The following is a 19,216-nucleotide window of genomic DNA, read 5'->3' on the forward strand; positions in this document are numbered from 1 at the left end:
CTCAGCCAGTGCCGGCGCCGGCCAGTAGCTGCTGCAGGGCAGGCAATTCGACCGGCTTGGACAGGTGATGGTCGAATCCGGCCGCCAGGGCGGCATCCACATCGGACGGCTGGCCCCAGCCGGTGAGGGCGATCAGGAGCGGTTGCCGGTCGAGCGGCATGGCGCGGATGCGGCGCGCCAGCGCGTAGCCGTCGATATCGGGCAGGCCGATATCGAGGATGCAGGCATGCACCGGATGCGCGCACAGGTAGCCGGCGGCCTGTTCCCCGCAATGGGCGATGGCGCTGCGGTAGCCGCTCAGGTCGAGCACGGCCGCCAGCATCTGCGCCGCATCGCGGTTGTCGTCCACCACCAGCACCTGCAGCGCAGCGCCGCTGCGTTCTGCCATGGCGTCGCGCGCGGGGGCGGCCGTGGCGGCCTGGCTCGCCAGCGGCAGGCGCACCGTGAAGGTGCTGCCGTTTCCCGGCCCGGCGCTGCTGGCGCGCACCGTGCCGTGATGCAGTTCCACCAGGCCCTTGACCAGGGCCAGGCCGATCCCCAGCCCGCCGTGCGCGCGCTTGAGCGCCGGTTCGAGCTGCGAGAACATCTCGAACACGCGCTCCAGCGCCTCGGGCGGAATGCCGATGCCGCTGTCGCTGACCGCGATCACGGCCGCACCATCGTCTTCGCGCAGGTCCAGCCCGATGCGCCCGCCCGGCGGCGTGTACTTGCAGGCATTGGTCAGCAGGTTGACCAGCATCTGGGCCAGCCGGGTCGGGTCGCCGTGCACCGTCAGCGGCGCGGCGGGCACGGTCACCGTCAGCACATGGCCGGCGGCGCCGACCTGCGCGCCGATATCGGCCACCGCCGCCTGCGCGATCTGGCCCAGGCACACCGGCTCGCAGCGCAGGACCAGCTTGCCCTGGCTGATGCGCGCCACTTCCATCAGGTCGTCCACCAGGTGCGACATGTGGCGCAGTTGGCGGTCGAACATGTCGACGATGCGCCGCTGCGGCGCGTCGGCGGCCATGGTCATCTTCATCAGGTCGGCGCCGCTGCGCATGGGCGCCAGCGGGTTGCGCAGCTCATGCGCCAGGGTGGCCAGGAATTCGTCCTTGCGGCGGTCGGCCAGCGACAATTGTTCGTTCGCTTCGCGCAGCTTCGCTTCGGCCCCGCTCTGGGCCGCCAGCGCCGCCTCGGCCGCCGCGCGCGCGCGCAGCAGTTCGCGTTCGTAGGCGCGGCGGTCGTTGGCGATGAAGATCGCCACCTGGTCCACCAGGCCGTCGCCCGTGCGCCGCCGCGCGATATTGATCAGGGCCGGAACCCGGCTGCGGTCCTTGCGCAGCAGGTCGACCTGGACTTCGCTGACCGAGCCTTGCAGCTGCAGCAGCGGCGCGCAATGGGTCTGGTGAAACAGGCGTCCGCCCACGCTGAGCAAGTCCTGCAGCCGCATGCCGCCCGTCAGCTCGGCTTCGGTATAGCCGAGCCAGTCCGGCAGCGTGCGGTTGCTGCGCAGGATCGTGCCCGCCGTGTCCGTGAGCATCAGGCCGCAGGCGGCGTCGGCGAACGTGTCTTCGGGCGCGGGAAGGGCCTGCATGCGGGTCAGGTCAGGGTGCGCGCCAGGAAGGACTGGATCGCATCGGTGCTGGCGCTGGGCGCGCTCATGTGAGGGCAATGCCCGATATTGTCGATCAGGGCCAGCACGCTCGACGGCATCGTGCGCTGCATGTATTCGCCCACCGCGACCGGGGCGACCATGTCGTCCGTGCATTGCAGGATCAGGGCCGGCGTGGCCGACCTGGGCAGGTCGGCGCGGTGGTCGGACAGGAAGGTCACGCGCGCGAAATGGGCGGCGATCTCGGGATCGTTGCGGCAGAAGCTGTTGGTCAGTTCCTGGCCCAGCGCGGGCTGGTCCGGCGCGCCCATGATGGCCGGCGCCATATTGCTCGACCAGCCGAGATAGTTGTCGTGCAAGGTCTGGAGCAGTTCCTCGATATCGTCGCGCGTAAAGCCGCCGATGTAGTCGCCATCGTCGATGTACGAGGGCGACGGGCTGACCATGACCTGGGCGGCGAACAGCGCGGGCGCCTTGATGCTCGCCAGCACGCCGACCATGGCCGCCACCGAATGCCCGACGAACACCACCGGGCCCTGGCCGAAGCCGTCGACGATCTCGATCAGGTCGTCGGCATAGCCGTGCAAGGTGTCGTATTTGGCGCGGTCGTAGGCGGCCGGATCGGAGGCGCCGCTGCCGACCGAGTCGAACAGCACGATCCGGTAGCGTTCTTCGAACGAGGGCACGAGGAAGCGCCACATCGACTGGTCGCAGCCGAAGCCGTGTGCGAAAACGAGTGTGGCCGGGCCGCGGCCGAGCACCTTGACGTTGTTGCGGTGTTCGATGTGCATGCCGTCTCTTTCGCGTGGATGAAGCGGCAGGATGGTCGCCGCAGGCGCCGATTATAGCAACGGCTTCCGGTTTGCACTGCACCATGCTGCATAATTGCGGATCGCGCATCGACGCGGCCGATCAACAGGGGGAATCAAGTGAACGAGCATCTTCGACAATGTGGCGCCGTGCTGGCGGCAAGCATGCTGGCCGCCGGAGCGGCGCAGGCGGCCAATCTGGCACTGAAGTGCGGCGAGACCGGCCGGGCCGGCGTGGAAGCGCAGCGCATCAAGGCGATGGCTGTCGATGTGGTCAAACGGCAGTCGACGCATGTGTTGCAGGTCGCCGCCGCCGGCAAGACCTTGCGCTTTGCCGACAAGCCGCCCTACGACGAACCGCTCGACGGCGAGCGCTATGAATTTTGCGAACGCAGGGAAGGCTTCATCCTGCTGGCCCATGCGGATGGCGACGAGTTCACGGGCAAGCTGGTCAACGAGGCGACGGGCAAGGTCACCGTCAGCGGCGACGCCGTGCTGTTTTCGGCCGACCGCCGCGCCTATTTTGCGACCTCGCAGGAAAACGGCAGGGACGCGTCGACATGGGCGATCTACGCGCTCGACGGCCGCCAGTCCTGGCGAGGGGGCGACTATCTGCCGCACCCCACCAAGCCGGATTACAAGGCGGCCCAGCTGTCGCAGCAGCGCTGGGAAGCGAGCGGCGAGTTCAGCGCGCAGGCGCAGTGCCTGGCCGGCAAGAACCCGCCCTGGCGCGTCAAGCTGGTCAAGACCGGCGGCGCCTGGAATTGGCACCCCCAGCGCAGCTGCCCCGATACTGAGACAGGCTCTTAGTCCGCGTCAGAACGCCAGGCTGCCCGACAGCACCACCGTGCGCGGGGTCGCCGCCACCAGGTAGCCGGCGTCGAACGAGGAACCGGTCGAGGCCCAGTAATTGCGGTTGGCCGCATTGTCGATCCTAGCGCGCAGGGTCAGGGTGCGCTCGCCGATGCTGGTCAGATAGCGCGCGCCGATGTCGACGCGGGTCCAGGCCGGCACCTGCTTGGTATTGGCCAGGTCCGCATATTGGGTCGAGGTGTACAGGGTGCGCAGGTTCAGGCTCAGGCCGCGCACGCCGGCCACATCCCATTCGACGCCGGCGTTGAGCTGGGTCTTCGGCGCGCCGATCGCCTGCTTGCCGTTGTGGGCCGGATTGCCGGTGTCGCTCTGCTCGGTGTCGAGCAGGGTCAGGCCGCCCAGCACGCGCACGCCGCGCAGCGGAGCGCCGAACACCGACAATTCCACGCCGCGGTTGGTTTGGGTGCCGAACAGGCCGGCCAGCTGGCCCTGGACGGCGAGCAGGGGCTTGTCGGTCGTGAACACGGCGGCGGTCATGCCGAGCTTGCCGCCATCGAGCTTGACGCCGGCTTCCTTCTGTTTCGATTTGTACGGCGCGAAGACCTCGCCCAGGTTGGCGACCTGGCCGCCGCCGGCGATATTGCCGCTGGCAACCGGTCCCTTGACCAGCGCCTCGATATAGTTGGCGTACACCGACACCCGCTCATCGACCTTGTACACCAGCCCGGCCACCGGCGTGATGGCGCTGTCGTCGTACTGCGAGGTTTGCTGCGCGGTGCCGTAGGCGAAGCCCGCATCCTTGATGGTCTGGCGGCGCGCGCCCAGCGTGACCAGCAGCCTGTCATCGAGCAGGGAAACGGTATCGGCCAGGGCGTAGCTGGTCAGGATGGTTTTCTGGGTGAGGCGCGGGTCGCTCATGACGCCGCCGGTAAAGAAGTCGGGCGCCGGTGCGATGGCGTCGACCGGACGGTAGATATTGGTCGGAAAGCCGGCGAAGTTGCTGATCGCATAGGCGTTCTTTGCCTCGTTCCAGTGGCCGGACCAGCTGGCCACGAGCGCGTGCGCGAGCGGGCCGGTGCGCACTTTGGCGCGCAGGCCGAACTCGCCGGTGCGGATCTCTTGCTTGCGCGCATTGTCGAAGCGGTAGACATTCGCCTTGCCGTCGAGCGAGGACAGCGCCGGCTCGGCCAGGCTGTTCGATTCCCTGGTCGAGCGCGTGCCGAAGGCGGCCCAGGCGGTCAGGTCGTTGCCGAGGTCGGCTTCGGCGCGCATGGTGCCGAACACGTCGCGCTCCTTGGAAAAACTCCATGGCTGGCTGTAATTGCTGCCGCCGTCGGGCGCGGCGGGGATGGCAGTCACGCCGGCCGTGCCGACGCTCGGACGCGGCGCGTCGAGGTCGAAATCCTGGTAGCCCACGTCGGCCGACAGGCGCACGTTGCGCGCGCGGTAATCGAGGCCGACCGAGAACATGCTCACGGTGTGCTCTTCGCGCGCCACGCTGGTCTCGCCGCCGCGCTTGGCGGCATTGATGCGCACGCCGAATTGCTGCTGGTCGCCGAAGCGGCGGCCCAGGTCGAAAGCCGCGTAGGCGTGGCCGCCGCTTTCCAGCCCGGCCGTCGCTTCGGTCAGGGGCGCGTTGCCGGCGCGCTTGGGCATCAGGTTGATGGCGCCGCCGTTGCCGCTGCCGCCCGGGGCCGCGCCGTTGAGAAAGGCGCTGGCGCCACGGAAGACTTCGACCCGCTCCAGCAGTTCGGGCGAAACGTACTGGCGCGGCAGCACGCCGTACAGGCCGTTGTAGCCGACATCGTCGGAGTCGAGCGCGAAGCCGCGGATCATATAGACTTCCTGGAAATTGCCGAAGCCGCGCGACAGGCGCACCGCCGGATCGCTTTGCAGCAGGTCGCCGACGCTGCGCGCCTGCTGGTCGGCGATGAACTGCTGGGTGTAGCTGGTGCTGCTGAACGCCGAACTCATGATGTCCACATTGCCGAGGATTCCCATGCGCCCGCCGCGCGCCACCTGGCCGCCGGCATACGCGCGCGACAAGCCTTTGGCCGAGGCATCGGCGGAGGCGGTCACGGTGACGGTCGGGATGGCCGCATCGGCATCGGCGGCGACAGTCTGCGCGTGGGCGGCGCTGCTGGCGAGCAGGAAGGCGGCGAGGGCGAACGGGGTAGGGACGAAGTGAAGTCGGTGCATGGCAGAGTGTCAATGATCTAAATGGAAACGATTCCCATTATAATCTGCCTTGCCGGAAACGAGTCTGGCAATTGAGAATGATCTGCATTATCATTCGCGTTTATCCAACAGGAGGCCGGCCCGGCGCATCGTCATGACACCCCTTACTGTCCGCCGCTGGGCCTGGATTCACAAGTGGAGCAGCCTGGTCTGCACCATCTTCATGCTGCTGCTGTGCCTGACCGGCCTGCCGCTGATCTTCCACCACCAGATCGACGAATTGCTGGGCAATGAAATCGTCGCGCCCGAGATGGCGCCCGGCACGCCCAAGGCCAATCTGGATGCCGTGATCGCGGCCGGGCTGGCACTATATCCGGGCATGGTGATGCAATACATGTCGCAGGAAGCCGATAACGACAGGATCTGGCACCTCACGATCGGCAAGGACCGCCTCGATCCGGGCTTCAAATCGATCGCGGTCGATGCCCGCACTGCCAGGGTGATCCAGGAAAACAAGTTCGAAGGCACCTTCATGAACGTCATGCTGCGCCTGCACGCGGACCTGTACGCCGGCCTGTACGGGATGCTGTTCCTCGGCTTCATGGGGGTGCTGCTGCTGGTCGCGCTGGTGTCGGGCACGGTGCTGTACGCGCCCTTCATGCGCAAGCTGGACTTCGGCACGGTGCGGCGCGGGCGCGCCAGCCGCCTCAAGTGGCTGGACCTGCACAACCTGCTCGGCATCGTCACCCTGGCCTGGGCGCTGGTGGTCGGCGCCACCGGCGTGATCAATACCTGGGCCGACCTGCTGCTCAAGTACTGGCAGAACGACCAGCTGGCCGAGATGATCGCCCCCTACAGGCAGTTGCCGCCGCCGGCCACGCTGGGGCCCTTGCAGCCGGGCGTGGACGCCTCGCTCCAGCTTGAACCCGGCATGCAGGTCGGCTTCATCGCCTGGCCGGGGACGGCATTTTCCAGCCCGCATCACTATGGCGTCTTCATGCACGGCAAGGAGCCGCTGACCGCGCGCCTGTACAAGCCGGTGCTGGTCGATGCCGTGACCGGCAAGGTGACCGACAGCCGCGACCTGCCATGGTATCTGACCGGCTTGCTGATTTCGCAGCCCTTGCATTTCGGCGATTATGGGGGCGTGTGGATGCAGGTGTGGTGGGCCCTGTTCGATATCGCCACCATCGTGGTGCTGGGCAGCGGCCTGTATCTGTGGCTCAAGCGCCCGGGCGGGGCCGGCCGCCAGCGCCAGGGCGATGCCGCCGTCGCTGCGGGTGCGCCATGAAGACGCCATTGCTGCGCATGTGGGGCTGGCCCATCGTGTTCGCCGTGCTGACCTGCATCGGACTGGTCGCCGCATTGCTGGGCGATGGCTGGCTGGACCTGGTGTCGGCCGTTGCCCTCGGCGTGCCGGTGCTGGCGTGCGGATGGTATTGCCTGAAGCGCTAGCTGCTGGAGAATTGCCGGTATGATATCGGTTTTGCCCACCGAAAGCGCCCGATGCAGGACGACGAAACAAGCCCGGCGCCACGGCGCCAGTTGCCGATTAAGACGATCATGAGCTTGCTGACCATCCTGCCGGCCGTGCTGGTGCTGTTCGGCACCGCCCTGGGCGCGGCGGGCGGTTATGTCAGCGGCCTGCTGGTGGCCGCCTTGTCGCGCAGCCATCCCGACTGGTTCGACGGCAGCCGGGCGCCCGAGATCGGCGCCGCCATCGGTGCGCTGTTCTTCGTGTTCGCGTTTACTTTCCAGTACCTGCGGCAGCGGAAGTAGGGCTGCGTTCCAGCCAGTCCAGCGTGTTGCCGTCGGCATTGTGAATGTACAGGCGGGCGCCGATGTCGGTGGCGCCGGTCGTCAGCGGCGACTGCCCGCCCGGGTCTTGCAGGTCGTCGAGCACCTTGCCGTCTTCGCTGAAGGCCATCACATGCCCGTACGGCTTGGGCGCGGCCCACAGGAAGCGCGGGATGCGCAGCACCATGCTGCGCAGGAAAGGCGTGCGCGCCATCTTGTCGAGCTCGTTGCGCGGACCGCCGAAGCCCAGCCACAGCCTGCCGTCCGGCGCGCGCGTCAGGTTGTCCGGATAGCCGGGCAGCTTGTCGAACAGTCGCTGCGCCTGCGCCGATGGCGTGCCCACGTCGAGCCGGTCGGCGTCCGTCGCGATCTTCCACACGCGGTAGCGCCCGCTCTCGCTGACGAACAGGCTCGTCCCATCGCCGCTGAGGGCAATGCCGTTGGCCAGCGAGAACCCGCGCGCGACCTCACGTAGTGCCTTGCTGGCGGGATCGTATTCCAGCACCCGCCCCGTGGCCGACTGCTCCATGACGTCGAGCATGGCCGCTTCCACCGTGCCGCCATGGACGGCCGGGAGGAAGCGGGTGGACGATTCGGTGACGTAGAGTTTGCCGCCGGCGCCGATGGCCACGGCGTTGAGGAAACGCGCCTGGCCGTCGCCCAGCGCCGACACCTGGCCGCCGGGCGCGACCGACAGCAAGCCCTTGATGGCGTCGGCCACCACCAGGCTGCCGTCGGCGGCAAAGGCCATGCCGAGCGGACGCCCGCCGGTGGCGGCAAACACTTCCTGGCCGCTGCCGTCGGGCTGCATGCGCACGATGTTGCCGCTCAGGAGGCCCGTGTAGAGCTTGCCGTCCGGCCCCGCCAGCACGTGTTCCGGCCCGACCTCGCCATGCAGGTCGATGCGGCGCGCGTTCGCCAGTTTGCTGTTGACGGCGTGCGCACCCGTATAGCCGGGCGCGGCCGGCGCGTCCCAGGCGACCGGGTCGATCGGCACCGGCCACAGGCCCATGTACAAGGCCAGCGCCAAGGTGCCGGCCGCGGGCAGCCACAGCATGCGCCGCACCTTCCTAGCGGAAGGCGTAGTTCACGCTGCCGTAGAAGCGCCGTCCGCGCGGGTCGGTGTAGCTCGGGTCGTAGCCGGAGATGAAGAAGTTGGCCTGGTTCGAATACGGCGGCGCCTTGTCGAACATGTTCTGCACGCCGGCGCGCAGCTTCAGGTTCTTGCCCCATTCGTAGGCCAGCGACATGTCCCACAGCGAGTAGGCCTTCACGCGGTTGGCCGCCACCACCGTGCCGTTGTCGACGTTGATGGCCGAGTTCTGGTCGTCGTAGCCGGCCGAGAAACTGTTCGACACGGTGGCCGAGAGCGGACCCTGTTCCCAGTCCAGGCTGACCGTGTGGCGCCAGCGCTGCACCACGCTGTCCGTGACGAACTTGCCGAGGTTGCTGATGTACGGGTCGCCGTTGCCGGTCTGGATCTTCGAATCGAGCACATAGGTGCCGTTCAGGCGCGCGCCGAAGCGGCCCAGGCCGGTATTCGCGCTGCGCAGGTTGAGCACCAGGTCCAGGCCGCTGGCGACCTGGGCGCCGCGGTTTTCCTTGTGCAGCTCGATGTAGTCGATCAGGCCGTCTTCGTCGCGGTGCACCAGGCTGCCGTACTTGCCCAGGTTGCCGAGGATGATGTCGTCGCCGATTTCGCTGATCAGGTCGGTGCGCTTGATCTTCCAGTAGTCCAGGCTGGCATTCCAGTGCTTGTTCGGCTCGATCACGATGCCGGCCGAGGCCTGGCGGCTGCTTTCCGGTTTCAGGTTGACGTTGCTGTAGCGGCGCGTATCCCAGTTGTCGGCGCAGTCGGAGTAATTGTTTTCGACGGTGGCGCAGTAGACCGGATCGGGCAGGGTGGCGGTGGCGCTGTAGACGGTCGGGCGGTACAGGTCGGACATGGACGGCGCGCGGAAACCCTTGCCGGCCGAGGCGCGCACCGTGAGCGCCTTGTTCGGGGTGTAGGCCAGGCCGACTTTCGGGCTCAGGGCGCCGCCCACCTGCTGGTAGCGGTCGTAGCGCGCCGAGAACTGGCCCTGCCATTCCTTGGTGAAGGGCGCCAGCACTTCGCCGAACACCGCGTACACCTTGCGCTGGTCGCTGGTGGCCTTGCCGCCTTCGGGCGCGGGATCGTTGTTGATGTTGTCGCTCATCAAGAGGGCCGATGGATTGAAATCGGTGCGCTCGCGGCGCGCTTCGGCGCCCACCGCCACGCCGAGGTCGCCGCCGGCCAGTTTCATCAGCGAACGCGAGGCCTTGAAGTCGAGCGAATCCATGGTGCCGCGCGCACGCCGCACCACCTCGTTGACCTGGATGCTGTCGAGCAGCGCCTTGCCTTCCGCGCCGGACGGGCCGAAGGGATTGATGCGGCCGTCCGCGATGCCCGCCAGCAGCTGGTCGTACAGCACGTAGCCGTGCGTGTCCTTGTCCTTGACGGTGTTGACGCTGTGGTTGTAGCCGACATCGTAATCCCAGCCGGCCGCCACGCCCGACACGCCGACCACGAAGCGCTGGCTCTCGCTGGTCAGTTCGCTGGCGCGCATGCCGGCTTCGTTCAGGCGCATGCGCAGTTCGATTTCGCCGGGGATGTCGTCGTCGAGCTGGTCCAGCCCGGTATTCGCCAGGGCCGGGATCTTGCGGTAATCGATGTAGCCGATCACGCGCGCCGACGAGCCGACATAATTGGTGCGCGACCGGCTCAGGGCCACTTCGGCGTAGGCCTGGGCATCGGCGCCGAGCTTGAGTACGCCGCGGCTGAGCAGGTTCTGCTTGTTCGACTTGGGGTACAGCTCGGTGTCGCCCATGTAGTCGTAGGTGCAGGCGTCGACGCCGCCGGTGCCGGCAGGCAGGTACAGATTGGCCGGCGGCGCGCAGTTCGGGATCGACAGGTTGATCTGGCGGTTGGTGATCGGCCGGCCGTTGAGCAGGAAGCCGGTTTCCTGCAGGTGGTCGCGCTGGGTCGAGGTCAGGCGGATGTTGGCCGGGCTGGTAAAGCTCGACAGCAGATGGCCGAGCCGTTGCGGGATCTGCAGTTCGCCGATGAATTTGCGCTGCGAGGTGTTCAGGCGTTGGGTAGCCTGCACGTCGACCACGGCGAACACATTGTAGCCGTCCTTTTCCAGCTCGCCCGTGCCCAGGCTGAGGGTGGCGGCGCGCTTGCCGGCGCCGCCTTCCCTGGTGCCGAGCGCATAGGCGTTCACTTCCACGCCGCTGAAATCCTTGCGCGTGATGAAGTTGATCACGCCGCCGACCGCGTCGGTGCCGTACAGGGCCGAGGCGCCGTCGAGCAGCACTTCGACGCGGGCAATCGCGGCCGCCGGGATATTGTTCAGGTCGACGCCTGTCTCGTCGCCGGGCGAGGCGAAGTTGGCCATGCGCCGGCCGTTGAGCAGCACCAGGGTCGACGAGGTGCCGATACCGCGCAGGTTGGCGCTGTTGAAGCCGCGCTGGTCGCCGCCGACGTTGATGCTGGCGCCGTCGGTCAGGCCGCCCACGTTCGACGAGATGCGCGCCATCAGTTCGGCGGCGGTGGTCACGCCGGTCTTCTCGATCTCTTCACGCGTGACGATCTGCACCGGCAGCGGCGTTTCGGTGACGATGCGCTTGATGGCCGAACCGGTGATCTCCACCTTGGGAATCGGCGCCTCGCTGGCCTGGGCCGAGGCGGCGCCATGGGCCAGCAGGCCGGCGCAAGCGCCCGCGTGCAAGGCCAGGCGCACCGCGCGCGTCATGCGTGAAACAGGGATGGATTGACGATTCTGGCGATCTTGCTTGCGCATGCTGGAGGCTCCGTGGGGATGAGGGAATTGCGGCGAGAATGGCGTTGAGGAATGCCATGTTGGCCACGATACTGACAGTCGTCTTTTCCTGGCACTGCCCGACAGTACTGCCCGCACAGGCGGGAATCCAAGGCAGCTGTGCCCAGCAAGGAATGCCTGCAAGCCGGTATGGCGCTGGGAAATCTGCTGCCGCTGGCAGAAAGCCGGTCGCCAGGAGCGGAAAAAGACGATTTGTAGGTCAAGATGATTGCTGTCTGACGCGCATGTGAGTATTTAACAAGCTTTCCACTGTACGCAGTTCGTGGCAAAAGCTCAATAGTTTCATGGGCCAGCTAGCGGCAGGCCGGCGCGCGCATCAGCATGGGATGGCTTGCGCGGCAGGCGCCGGCATCGCGGCGCGCCCGCAACAGCGGGTGCATGCGCGCTGCATGGGCCGGTGCGGGCCGCCGGGGCAGGGGTGGGCCAGGGGAGCGATACTGTTGCGTTTTCGCCCGCCATGCATACGCGCCCCGGCTTTGAGAAACCGAGGAAACCCTGTCGGATTGGCAGGATTGCAACTATAATTAACGTCCATTTAAAGTAGCAAGGAAAGTAACTCATGTTGATGACGAATATAGAAACCATTCCCGGCAAAACCATCGTGACCTGTCACGGCGTGGTCTCGGGCAGCACCGTGCGTGCCAAGCACGTGGGGCGCGACATCATGGCCGGCCTGAAGAACATCGTCGGCGGCGAGCTCAAGGGTTATACCGAGCTGCTCAACGAATCGCGCGACAGCGCCATCGAGCGCATGCAGGCGCAGGCGAAGCAGATGGGCGCCAACGCGATCGTCAACGTGCGCTTTTCGACCTCGTCCGTGGCTGCCGGCGCCGCCGAAATCTACGTGTACGGCACCGCCGTCACCGTGGGCTGATGCGATGTTCGAATTAGCCATCATCGGATTCTGGCTGGTGCTGATCGTGGTCGGCTATGTCTTCGGCCGCGCCGCCGAGGCCAGGCACTACGAATCGATCCACCGCCGCGAAAAAGCCTGGCTGCATCTGCCCTCGACCTCGCTCAAGACCCTGCTCGACCCGGCCCGTCCGGTCGAACGCAGCGAACTGGTGTACGGTAACGTGGTCGTCTCCATCGATTACTTCAAGCAGGCCGTGCTGGGCTTGCGCTCCTTCATCGGCGGCGCCGTCACCTCGCACGAAACGCTGATCGACCGCGCCCGCCGCGAAGCCGTGCTGCGCCTGAAGGAAAGCTGCCCCAACGCGCACGAGATCGTGAACCTGCGGCTGGAAGCGATGTCTATCTCCGGCAAGGCGCCAGGCAGCGTGACCTCGGTCGAAGTGCTGGCCTACGGCACCGCGATCTACTTCGCGAAGTAACAGCGCATCATGAAATACCAGCCGTCACTGCCCGAGCACAACGACAATATCTCCACCCAGCATCCGCTGAAGGATTTTGTCGTGATCGGATTGTGGCTGCTGGCCGGTGCGGCCCTGCTGTTCTGGATGCTGGCGCTGGCGGTCGACACGGTGGTCGAGCGGCTCGACCATGAGAGCGAGGCGCAACTGTACGCGCTGCTGCCGTCCAGGCCGATCCCCACCGAAGCGGCCGAGCAGGCCCGCCAGCGCCAGGTACAGGCGCTGGTCGACAGCATGCGCGCCTGCGCCGGGCTGCGCCTGCCGGCCAATGTCAGCCTGCACAAGTCGGAGACGCCCAACGCGGCGGTTCTTCCGGGCGGAAATATCGTCGTCTTCACCGGCCTGCTCGATGAAGTCACGTCGGAAAACGGCCTGGCCTTCGTGCTGGCCCACGAGCTGTCGCACATTACCCAGCGCGACCATTTGCGGGCGCTGGGGCGCGGCATCGTGCTGTTCGGCGTGTCGGCCCTGCTGACCGGTGGCGATTCCGGCCTGAGCGAACTGCTGGCGCCGGTCGGCAAGCTGGGCGACGCCACCTATTCGCGCACGCGCGAGGCGGCGGCCGACGCGGCCGCCTTGCGCATCCTGAACTGCCGCTACGGCCATGCGGGCGGCGCGACCGAGTTGTTTGCCTCGCTGAAGGAGGGCGACGCCGACCCGAGCGGCCTGTCGCACTACGTCGCCTCGCATCCGGCCATGCAGCAGCGCATCGACGCGATCGACGCCGCCATCCGCGCCGGCGGCATGAAGGTTGGGCCGCTGACACCGCTGGCGCCCGCGCCCTGAACGCTGCCCGAAAAGCACGCAGGTGCTGTTTTTTGTTTAGAAGCAAGGACTTAGCGTGATGGCGACAGGCTTGTTAACAAACTTATCCACAGATTCTGTTCGCAACTGTCAGCTCGGCAGCAACTGTCCACAGTGCCCTAAAAGCGGGCAGTGCCACTTTTCCTTTTAAAAGCAAGGACTTGTCGTCCTCGCTCGCAGCTTGTTAACATACTTATCCACAGAATTTGTTTGCAACTGTGGACGCGTACCCGAACCGCGCCCGCATGCATGGCAAAAGGTCTTTACAAATCCGTGCAGTCCGTTAGACTCCGAGTCCTGATGTTAGCGCTAACTTTTGGGAGGCACGATGGTCGGCAAGGGTGACACGATTCGCTGGGTGGTGATGGGGGTAAGCGGTTGCGGCAAGAGCACGGTCGGACAAGCGCTCGCGCAGGAACTCGCCGTGCCCTTCGTGGAGGGCGACCAGTTCCATCCACCCGCCAACGTGGCCAAGATGTCGGCCGGAACGCCGCTCGACGACGCCGACCGGGCCGGCTGGCTGCTGGCGCTGCAAGCGCGGATCGCCGCAGCGCGGGCGCGCGGCACCGGCCTGGTGCTGTCCTGTTCGGCCCTCAAGCGGCGCTACCGCGACCTGCTGCGCGAAGGCGACCCGGCGCTGCGCTTCGCCCACCTGGACGGCCCGCGCGAGCTGATCGCCGCGCGCATGCAGGCGCGCGCCGGCCACTACATGCCGCCGTCGCTGCTCGAGAGCCAGTTGCGCGACCTCGAACCGCTGCAGGCCGACGAAGCCGGCGTGCTGCTCGACATCGGCAGCGCGCCGGCGCTGCAGGTGGCGCGCATCCTCGACCGGCAGTAACGCCGGCTCAGCCTTCTCCGGCGCCGTAGATGCAGGCGATGTAGCTCGCGGCATTGCCAGTCGTGCCCACTTCGATCATGCCGCCGCCCTTGACGTGGCGCTTGTAGCCAGGTCCCTTGACCCTGGCCGCCCTGGCGGCGTCCTTTTGCGACAGGCCGGTGAATCTGGCGTTGTAGCCGCCACCGCCGTTCTGGTCGTCTTCGGTCACGTTGATGGTGCTGGTCTTGATGCCGAACACCGTCAGCGGCGCCGGCAGGACCACCTCGTCGAAGCTGTTCGGATCCTTGATGAAGACCTTGACCGCGTCCGTATAGACCAGCTTCTTCCTGCATTCGAGCGCGGCGACCAGATGCGGCGCGGCTTTGGCGAGCTCGGCCAGCGCCTGCGGGCTGGCGGCCGGGGTTTGCGCCTGGGCGCCGGCGCACAGGGCGGCGAGTGCGGCGGCGAGCAGGCCGCGGGTCAGGACATGGTTCATGAGGAGGAGGCTTGGTGGCCGACTTGGTTAAATTGCAATTCTAGCGTGCAACGGCGCTGCTTGCCCGTGCACGCACGCCTCATGTATCATTTTGCGACTTCACGGGGACATGATGAACAAACTGACCTTGCTACCACTGATCCTGGCACTGGCGGCCTGCGGCAAGCCAGGCGTACCGGATACGCCGCTTGAAGCGGCCGCGCGCCGCACCTGCAGCGCTACCATCGAAGCGCGCGCCACCAATCCCAAGTCGATCGCCTGGCTCGGCGACACGCCCACCCCGGTCAAGCATGGCGCCAACGGCCAGATGGAGGTCGCGATCACATTCTCGGCCAAGGACGCGCTGGGCACGGCGGTGTCCATGCTGGCCATCTGCCAGGTCGGCGCCGACGGCAAGACGCTGGTCAATATCGCGGTCAAGGACAGCCGCTAAGGGGTGGCCGGGCAGGCCTGCCTGCCCAATTGCTCGCCCAGCGCCAGCGCGCCGCTGAACTCGTCGGCCGACATCTCTTCGCCAAAACGTTCGCGCAACTGTTCCCGGGTCACCGGTTTTTGCCTGGGGATGGCGGCGGCGATACTGTACGCCATCGAGGTGCGCATATCGCGCGCCGTAATTTCCCCGGCGTCATACACGGTCGACAGCAGCGCCAGCGCAAAATGGTCGCACTGGTCGCCGGCCTGCTTCAGGTAAGCCAGCGCGTCGTCCTTCCATTGCTTGACGATCGGGTCGTCCGGATTGTGCGCCAGGTCCACGCTGCGCCCGTACGGGCCTTCCATATATATATCGATCTGCGCGGCCTTGTTGCCGGAGCGCGCCGCCAGGTTGAGGAAGCCGAGCCGTTCCTGCACCTGGGCCGGCGACATGCCCGCGCACAGGGCCGCGAGTTCCTTGCGCTCGGCCTGGAACGCGGCCAGGTCGGCCGGATCGGCATAGTCGGCCACCGGGTCGTCGTTGGCGGCGCACACCGATTCGGCCTGGTACACAGCGTAGGCGGCCTTGGGGTCGCCGCTGCGCGCGGCCGCGATGTGCTTGCCGACGTACTGGGCCACGTTCAGGCCGCCGAGGTCGATGACGCGGCCGTTGCGGCCGTACACAGGTGTTTTTTTCACGGCCGGCTGGCCGGGGCCGGGATCGGCCGCAGCGGGCATGGAGGCGAACCAGCGCGGCTGTGCCAGCGCGGCGGCCGGCGCGGGCGCGGGCTGCACGGGTGCCGCCGCAACGTCGGCATCGGGCGCGCGCAAGCCGGCCGCCAGCCAACTACCCAGGCCGGCGGCGCCGAGGCCGAGACAGATCAACAGGGGCAGGCGTGCATTCATCGGTGCATTCTACGTTGGCGGCGCCGTGCGCAGGGCGGCGCGCGGCGCCGTCGCTTCAATCCCAGAGGTAGCAATAGTTCTGGCTGCGCGTCTTGCTGGCGCTGACGGAACCGGACGCGGCGATCACCTTGACCCAGCCGTTCGGCGCCGAGGTGGTCGGCACGTCGCCGCAATTGCTGTGCACCCAGTGAATGCCGGTGCCGCTGGTGTATTTCTTGCCGCACAGCCCGAGCCGTTCGTTGACCTTGATGGCGGCCAGCGAAGGCGGCATGGTGGATGCGTTTTTCACATGGTCGACCGCATACACATTACCGATGGCCACGTCGTAGGTCTTGCCGTCCTGGTCGGCGCGCAGGTTCAGGCGCGTGTGGGTCAGCTTCACGCCCTCGATGGTGGTCGATGCGGAGGCGAACTTGGGTGCGCTGACGACGGTGCCGGTGATGTACGAGCCCTTGTTGGCGGTGCAGGTCGATTGTTCCGAAGCGATGGCATACAGCGACTGGGACAACAAAAGCAGAGCAAAGAGTGATTTGGTCAATTTACTTCTCCTGTTTCATACGTCGTGGGGAAGGCGCCGGGCCAGCCGGTACCTGTTTGCGCACTGGTCGATCAGAGAGCCTTGCTTGCCGGGGAATCGCTTCTGATATGCAGCGCAGGGCAGCAAACAGTATGCATGACAATAGTTTCGGTTTCGTGACAAATGTTGATGGTGAGGCCAAATTTGCAACATGCGCTCGCAGGGGCGAATGGCGTGATATCGTTTTCGGTTGCGCTTTTTTTGGGTGGATCGCCGCTTTAATCCGCTGCGGCGATGCAGGCGTTGACGGTATCCGGGTCCACCTTGAGCGTTTGCAGCATCGCCTTGCGCGCGCACATGGCGAACACGGGGATGGCATCGTTCACCGACATGCGCTGCTTGTGTTGGGGTGCGATCTGCGGGTAGCAGGCCACCATCGATTCGTCGAGCGTGGCGATGAAGCGCGCGCGCGAGACGCCGTAGCAAGCCAGTTTCTTTTCACTCATGGTCTGGCCTTTTTCGGCGCTGCGCCCGCGCACGTAGGCGAAGGCGGCGTCGGTGGCGACCAGGCCTTGCGCATCGGGCGCGAGTTGCGCCTTGTCGACGTTGGCGGCGGGCACCGGCGCCGCCGCCTGCGCTCGGGCGCCGGACGCCAGGGCCGCCGCGAGGATCAGGGGAGTGACGATATGCGTGCGCATGGAATTCTTTCTTGTAGGGTCAATGGGATGGCGCTCGCGGCGACCTGGTCTTCGCCGTCGCCGTCGCCGCACAGGCTGTCGAAGGCTTGCAGCGCCCGTTCCAGCGTTCCCAGGCTCGGTGCGCAGGTCAGCCACAGGTCGCCCCATTCGTCGCCGTCGCCGGTGTCGCCGCTCCAGTTCAGGGCCAGCCACAGGCGGTTCGCTTCGGAGGTGTCGGCGGCGCCGGGCAGGGGCGTTTCCAGGCTGACGGGCCAGGCGTGGAACCAGGTCTGGTCCGGGCGGCCGGCGAAGTCGGGCTCGTTGTCTTGCGCGCCGAAGTGCGCGCTCAGACGCTCCACGCAGTCCTGCTTGATGCGGAACAGGACGTTGCTGCGTTCCTCCGCGAGGAAGGAGTAATAGCCGACCAGCTCTTCGTTGACGTAGAAGCGGACGATGCGGCTGCGCGCGGACAGCCGCCTGCCAAGCGCGGCGTCCTCATCGTCATCGTATTCGTCGTCATCGTCATCGGCATCGTCGACTTCGCTGTTGTCGCCGTCGTCCTCGATTTCCCCTTCGCGCGCGAACCGATGCAGTTTGCGTTCGGTGTCGGCCAGCATGGTCTTTGCGAAGTCGATCAAGCCGTCGAGCGAGGGCAGCTTGTCCATCAGCGTGTGCGGCGGTGCCACGAAGAAGGGCGCCGGCAGGTCGATCGGCCCGCCCACGGCGCTGGTCCAGAGCAGGCGCGCCTTGTCGTCGTACAGCGCCGCGTACTGGCCGTCGGCGCACGATTCGCGGCGCAGGCGAAAGGCGATGCGGGCATCGCGGTCCAGCATCAGCAGGTCGTCGTCGTTGCCGATGAAGACGGCCAGCGGCGTGTTCGTCTCCGCCTGATCGAACATGCCGTCGCCGTCGGTGAGCGGTTCGAGCGCGTTGCCGGGCGCAGCGAAGCATTCGCCGTCGGTGCGCAGGATGCCCCAGGTGGCCGGCGGGTTGGGCTGGCCTTCGACCCGCTCGCCGTAATGCGAATTGCGCCCGATGGCGAAGCCGTGCGCGTTGAATTCGCCGCCCCAGTCCATGCCGTCGAAGTACACCTTGCCATGGCGGGTGAGCCAGGTCGACTCGCTGTCGCGCAACATGCCGTCGACCATGTTGTCGCGCCCGGACCAGGCGCCGTGGAAGCAGGTCTGGCCGCTGGTGTCCATGAAGCCGGTGTCGCAGGACCAGCTTTCCTTGCCGCGCCCGAAGAACGCAAGGCCGTCGGCATTGAATTCGTCGATGTACCGGTAGTCCGGCTGCACGATCCATTCGCCGCTGGCGTCGATCAGGCCGTACTGGTGCGCCGCGACCGATGCCGGCGCCGCGCGATCGGCGAAAAACCGCAGCGCGTTGTCGAAGCGCGGGGCAATCGCCCAGTCGCCGCTGCGGTTCAGATAGCCGGTCTTGTCGCGCGCGCCAATGCGGGCCGCCGCCAGGCCGTTCGCGCCGAATGGCGTGGCCAGGGTAAATTCGCCATTGAAGGCATAGGCGCCACTCTGGTCGATGTAGCGCCATGTGTCCGGCGCCACCAGCACGGCGGCCAGGCCATTGTGGAACGGCTGCACATTGCTCCAGCGCGGCCTGATGGCAGGCGTGCCGTCCAGGCGCATGAAGCCCCACAGGCCGTCCTTGCAGTAGCGCGCCAGGCCCTCGTTGAACACGCGCGTGTCGTCGAGTTCGGGCGCGACCACCCAGCGCCCGGATGCGTCGATGTAGCCGCAGCCGCCGCCGATGGTCCAGGCGGGAGCGATCAGGCCGCCCTTGTCATCGTCACGGAAATGGCCGACGTAGCGCAGCGCGGGCGAGGTCGGTACGACCCGGCCTGCGTGAATCAGCAGGACTTCGCGCGGGCCGGCGCCGGCTTGCAGGTGATTGCGGATCAGGATCGGATGGGTCGGCATGATGGCTGCTTGTCGGGTCGGAATAGGGGTGTTTGATAGCTTGTCAACCCGACATTTTAACCGCTGGGCTTGATCGTTAATCACGATTCGGATTCCGGTACCTTGAGTGCCAGTGTCTAAGTTGGACTTTGTCCATTTGTGAGCGATGGACGAAGGAACGTCAGCCCGAATGCGTAGTCAATGATTGAGCCACCTGCAGCCGTAGTACTTAAGTGATTTTCTCT

19 protein-coding genes are annotated in these 19,216 nt (G+C 66.5%); 9 read left to right on the forward strand and 10 right to left on the reverse strand.

All coding sequences use genetic code 11. From position 1 onward, the window contains the following. Nucleotide 1: 1 nt before the first annotated feature. The gene (locus tag EJB06_RS24630) at nt 2–1,576 is read right to left on the reverse strand and encodes a hybrid sensor histidine kinase/response regulator (protein WP_126076674.1); all 1,575 of its coding nucleotides are present in this window, start codon (nt 1,574–1,576) and stop codon (nt 2–4) included. A gap of 5 nt (nt 1,577–1,581) precedes the next feature. Next, a complete protein-coding gene (locus EJB06_RS24635; protein ID WP_126076675.1) occupies nt 1,582–2,385 on the reverse strand; it encodes an alpha/beta fold hydrolase in 804 nt (267 codons plus the stop codon). A 138-nt stretch (nt 2,386–2,523) separates the two neighbouring features. Here EJB06_RS24635 and EJB06_RS24640 point away from each other — a divergent pair, with 138 nt between their 5' ends. Then, nucleotides 2,524–3,213 (forward strand): hypothetical protein, encoded by a 690-nt coding sequence (locus EJB06_RS24640; RefSeq protein WP_126076676.1) that lies wholly within the window; start codon nt 2,524–2,526, stop codon nt 3,211–3,213. A 6-nt stretch (nt 3,214–3,219) separates the two neighbouring features. Here the strand turns inward: EJB06_RS24640 and EJB06_RS24645 are convergent, their stop codons facing one another. Beyond that, nucleotides 3,220–5,415 (reverse strand): TonB-dependent receptor, encoded by a 2,196-nt coding sequence (locus tag EJB06_RS24645; RefSeq protein WP_126076677.1) that lies wholly within the window; start codon nt 5,413–5,415, stop codon nt 3,220–3,222. A gap of 133 nt (nt 5,416–5,548) precedes the next feature. Between EJB06_RS24645 and EJB06_RS24650 the strand changes: the two genes are divergently transcribed. The 3 genes from EJB06_RS24650 to EJB06_RS24655 all read left to right on the forward strand — a co-directional run bounded on the left by EJB06_RS24650 (nt 5,549) and on the right by EJB06_RS24655 (nt 7,173). Beyond that, complete coding sequence (locus EJB06_RS24650) at nt 5,549–6,685, forward strand: PepSY-associated TM helix domain-containing protein (RefSeq protein WP_126076678.1); 1,137 nt, start codon at nt 5,549–5,551, stop codon at nt 6,683–6,685. Continuing rightward, a complete protein-coding gene (locus EJB06_RS32055) occupies nt 6,682–6,849 on the forward strand; it encodes a hypothetical protein (RefSeq protein WP_164558033.1) in 168 nt (55 codons plus the stop codon). The genes EJB06_RS24650 and EJB06_RS32055 overlap by 4 nt, the downstream gene beginning before the upstream one ends. A 108-nt stretch (nt 6,850–6,957) precedes the next feature. Next, the gene (locus EJB06_RS24655) at nt 6,958–7,173 is read left to right on the forward strand and encodes a hypothetical protein (RefSeq protein ID WP_126076679.1); all 216 of its coding nucleotides are present in this window, start codon (nt 6,958–6,960) and stop codon (nt 7,171–7,173) included. Here EJB06_RS24655 and EJB06_RS24660 read toward each other — a convergent pair. Together EJB06_RS24660 and EJB06_RS24665 are read right to left on the reverse strand one after the other, a co-directional pair. Further along, nucleotides 7,142–8,248, reverse strand: a complete 1,107-nt coding sequence (locus EJB06_RS24660; protein WP_126076680.1) for an SMP-30/gluconolactonase/LRE family protein — start codon at nt 8,246–8,248, stop codon at nt 7,142–7,144. The genes EJB06_RS24655 and EJB06_RS24660 overlap by 32 nt on opposite strands. 13 nt (nt 8,249–8,261) lie before the next feature. Continuing rightward, nucleotides 8,262–11,015, reverse strand: coding sequence for a TonB-dependent receptor (locus tag EJB06_RS24665; RefSeq protein WP_229427267.1), 2,754 nt, complete (start codon nt 11,013–11,015; stop codon nt 8,262–8,264). A gap of 598 nt (nt 11,016–11,613) precedes the next feature. Here EJB06_RS24665 and EJB06_RS24670 point away from each other — a divergent pair. From EJB06_RS24670 to EJB06_RS24685, 4 genes are all read left to right on the forward strand, one after another. Beyond that, nucleotides 11,614–11,928, forward strand: a complete 315-nt coding sequence (locus EJB06_RS24670) for a YbjQ family protein (protein ID WP_126076681.1) — start codon at nt 11,614–11,616, stop codon at nt 11,926–11,928. Nucleotides 11,929–11,932: 4 nt separating this feature from the next. Next, complete coding sequence (locus EJB06_RS24675; RefSeq protein WP_126076682.1) at nt 11,933–12,388, forward strand: YbjQ family protein; 456 nt, start codon at nt 11,933–11,935, stop codon at nt 12,386–12,388. A 9-nt stretch (nt 12,389–12,397) separates the two neighbouring features. Further along, complete coding sequence (locus EJB06_RS24680; protein WP_126076683.1) at nt 12,398–13,213, forward strand: M48 family metallopeptidase; 816 nt, start codon at nt 12,398–12,400, stop codon at nt 13,211–13,213. A 346-nt stretch (nt 13,214–13,559) separates the two neighbouring features. Continuing rightward, nucleotides 13,560–14,069 carry a gluconokinase gene (locus EJB06_RS24685; RefSeq protein WP_229427268.1) on the forward strand — a complete coding sequence of 170 codons (510 nt, stop codon included), beginning with the start codon at nt 13,560–13,562 and terminating at the stop codon, nt 14,067–14,069. Between the two features lie 7 nt (nt 14,070–14,076). Here EJB06_RS24685 and EJB06_RS24690 read toward each other — a convergent pair whose 3' ends face one another. Beyond that, nucleotides 14,077–14,544, reverse strand: coding sequence for a hypothetical protein (locus EJB06_RS24690; protein ID WP_126076684.1), 468 nt, complete (start codon nt 14,542–14,544; stop codon nt 14,077–14,079). 112 nt (nt 14,545–14,656) lie between these two features. Between EJB06_RS24690 and EJB06_RS24695 the strand changes: the two genes are divergently transcribed. After that, nucleotides 14,657–14,977 carry a hypothetical protein gene (locus EJB06_RS24695; RefSeq protein ID WP_126076685.1) on the forward strand — a complete coding sequence of 107 codons (321 nt, stop codon included), beginning with the start codon at nt 14,657–14,659 and terminating at the stop codon, nt 14,975–14,977. Here EJB06_RS24695 and EJB06_RS24700 read toward each other — a convergent pair. From EJB06_RS24700 to EJB06_RS24715, 4 genes are all read right to left on the reverse strand, one after another. Then, entirely contained in the window at nt 14,974–15,861 is an 888-nt protein-coding gene (locus EJB06_RS24700) for a hypothetical protein (RefSeq protein WP_126076686.1), read from the reverse strand. The genes EJB06_RS24695 and EJB06_RS24700 overlap by 4 nt on opposite strands. A 55-nt stretch (nt 15,862–15,916) precedes the next feature. Continuing rightward, nucleotides 15,917–16,399 carry a hypothetical protein gene (locus EJB06_RS24705; RefSeq protein WP_229427269.1) on the reverse strand — a complete coding sequence of 161 codons (483 nt, stop codon included), beginning with the start codon at nt 16,397–16,399 and terminating at the stop codon, nt 15,917–15,919. A gap of 257 nt (nt 16,400–16,656) precedes the next feature. Continuing rightward, on the reverse strand, nt 16,657–17,076 hold the full coding sequence (locus tag EJB06_RS24710) for a hypothetical protein (protein WP_126076687.1): 420 nt from the start codon (nt 17,074–17,076) through the stop codon (nt 16,657–16,659). After that, nucleotides 17,049–18,992, reverse strand: a complete 1,944-nt coding sequence (locus tag EJB06_RS24715; protein WP_126076688.1) for a WG repeat-containing protein — start codon at nt 18,990–18,992, stop codon at nt 17,049–17,051. The genes EJB06_RS24710 and EJB06_RS24715 overlap by 28 nt, the downstream gene beginning before the upstream one ends. Nucleotides 18,993–19,216 lie beyond the last annotated feature (224 nt).

The organism is Massilia atriviolacea, from assembly GCF_003953935.1.
GTDB classification, from domain to species: domain Bacteria; phylum Pseudomonadota; class Gammaproteobacteria; order Burkholderiales; family Burkholderiaceae_D; genus Telluria_A; species Telluria_A atriviolacea.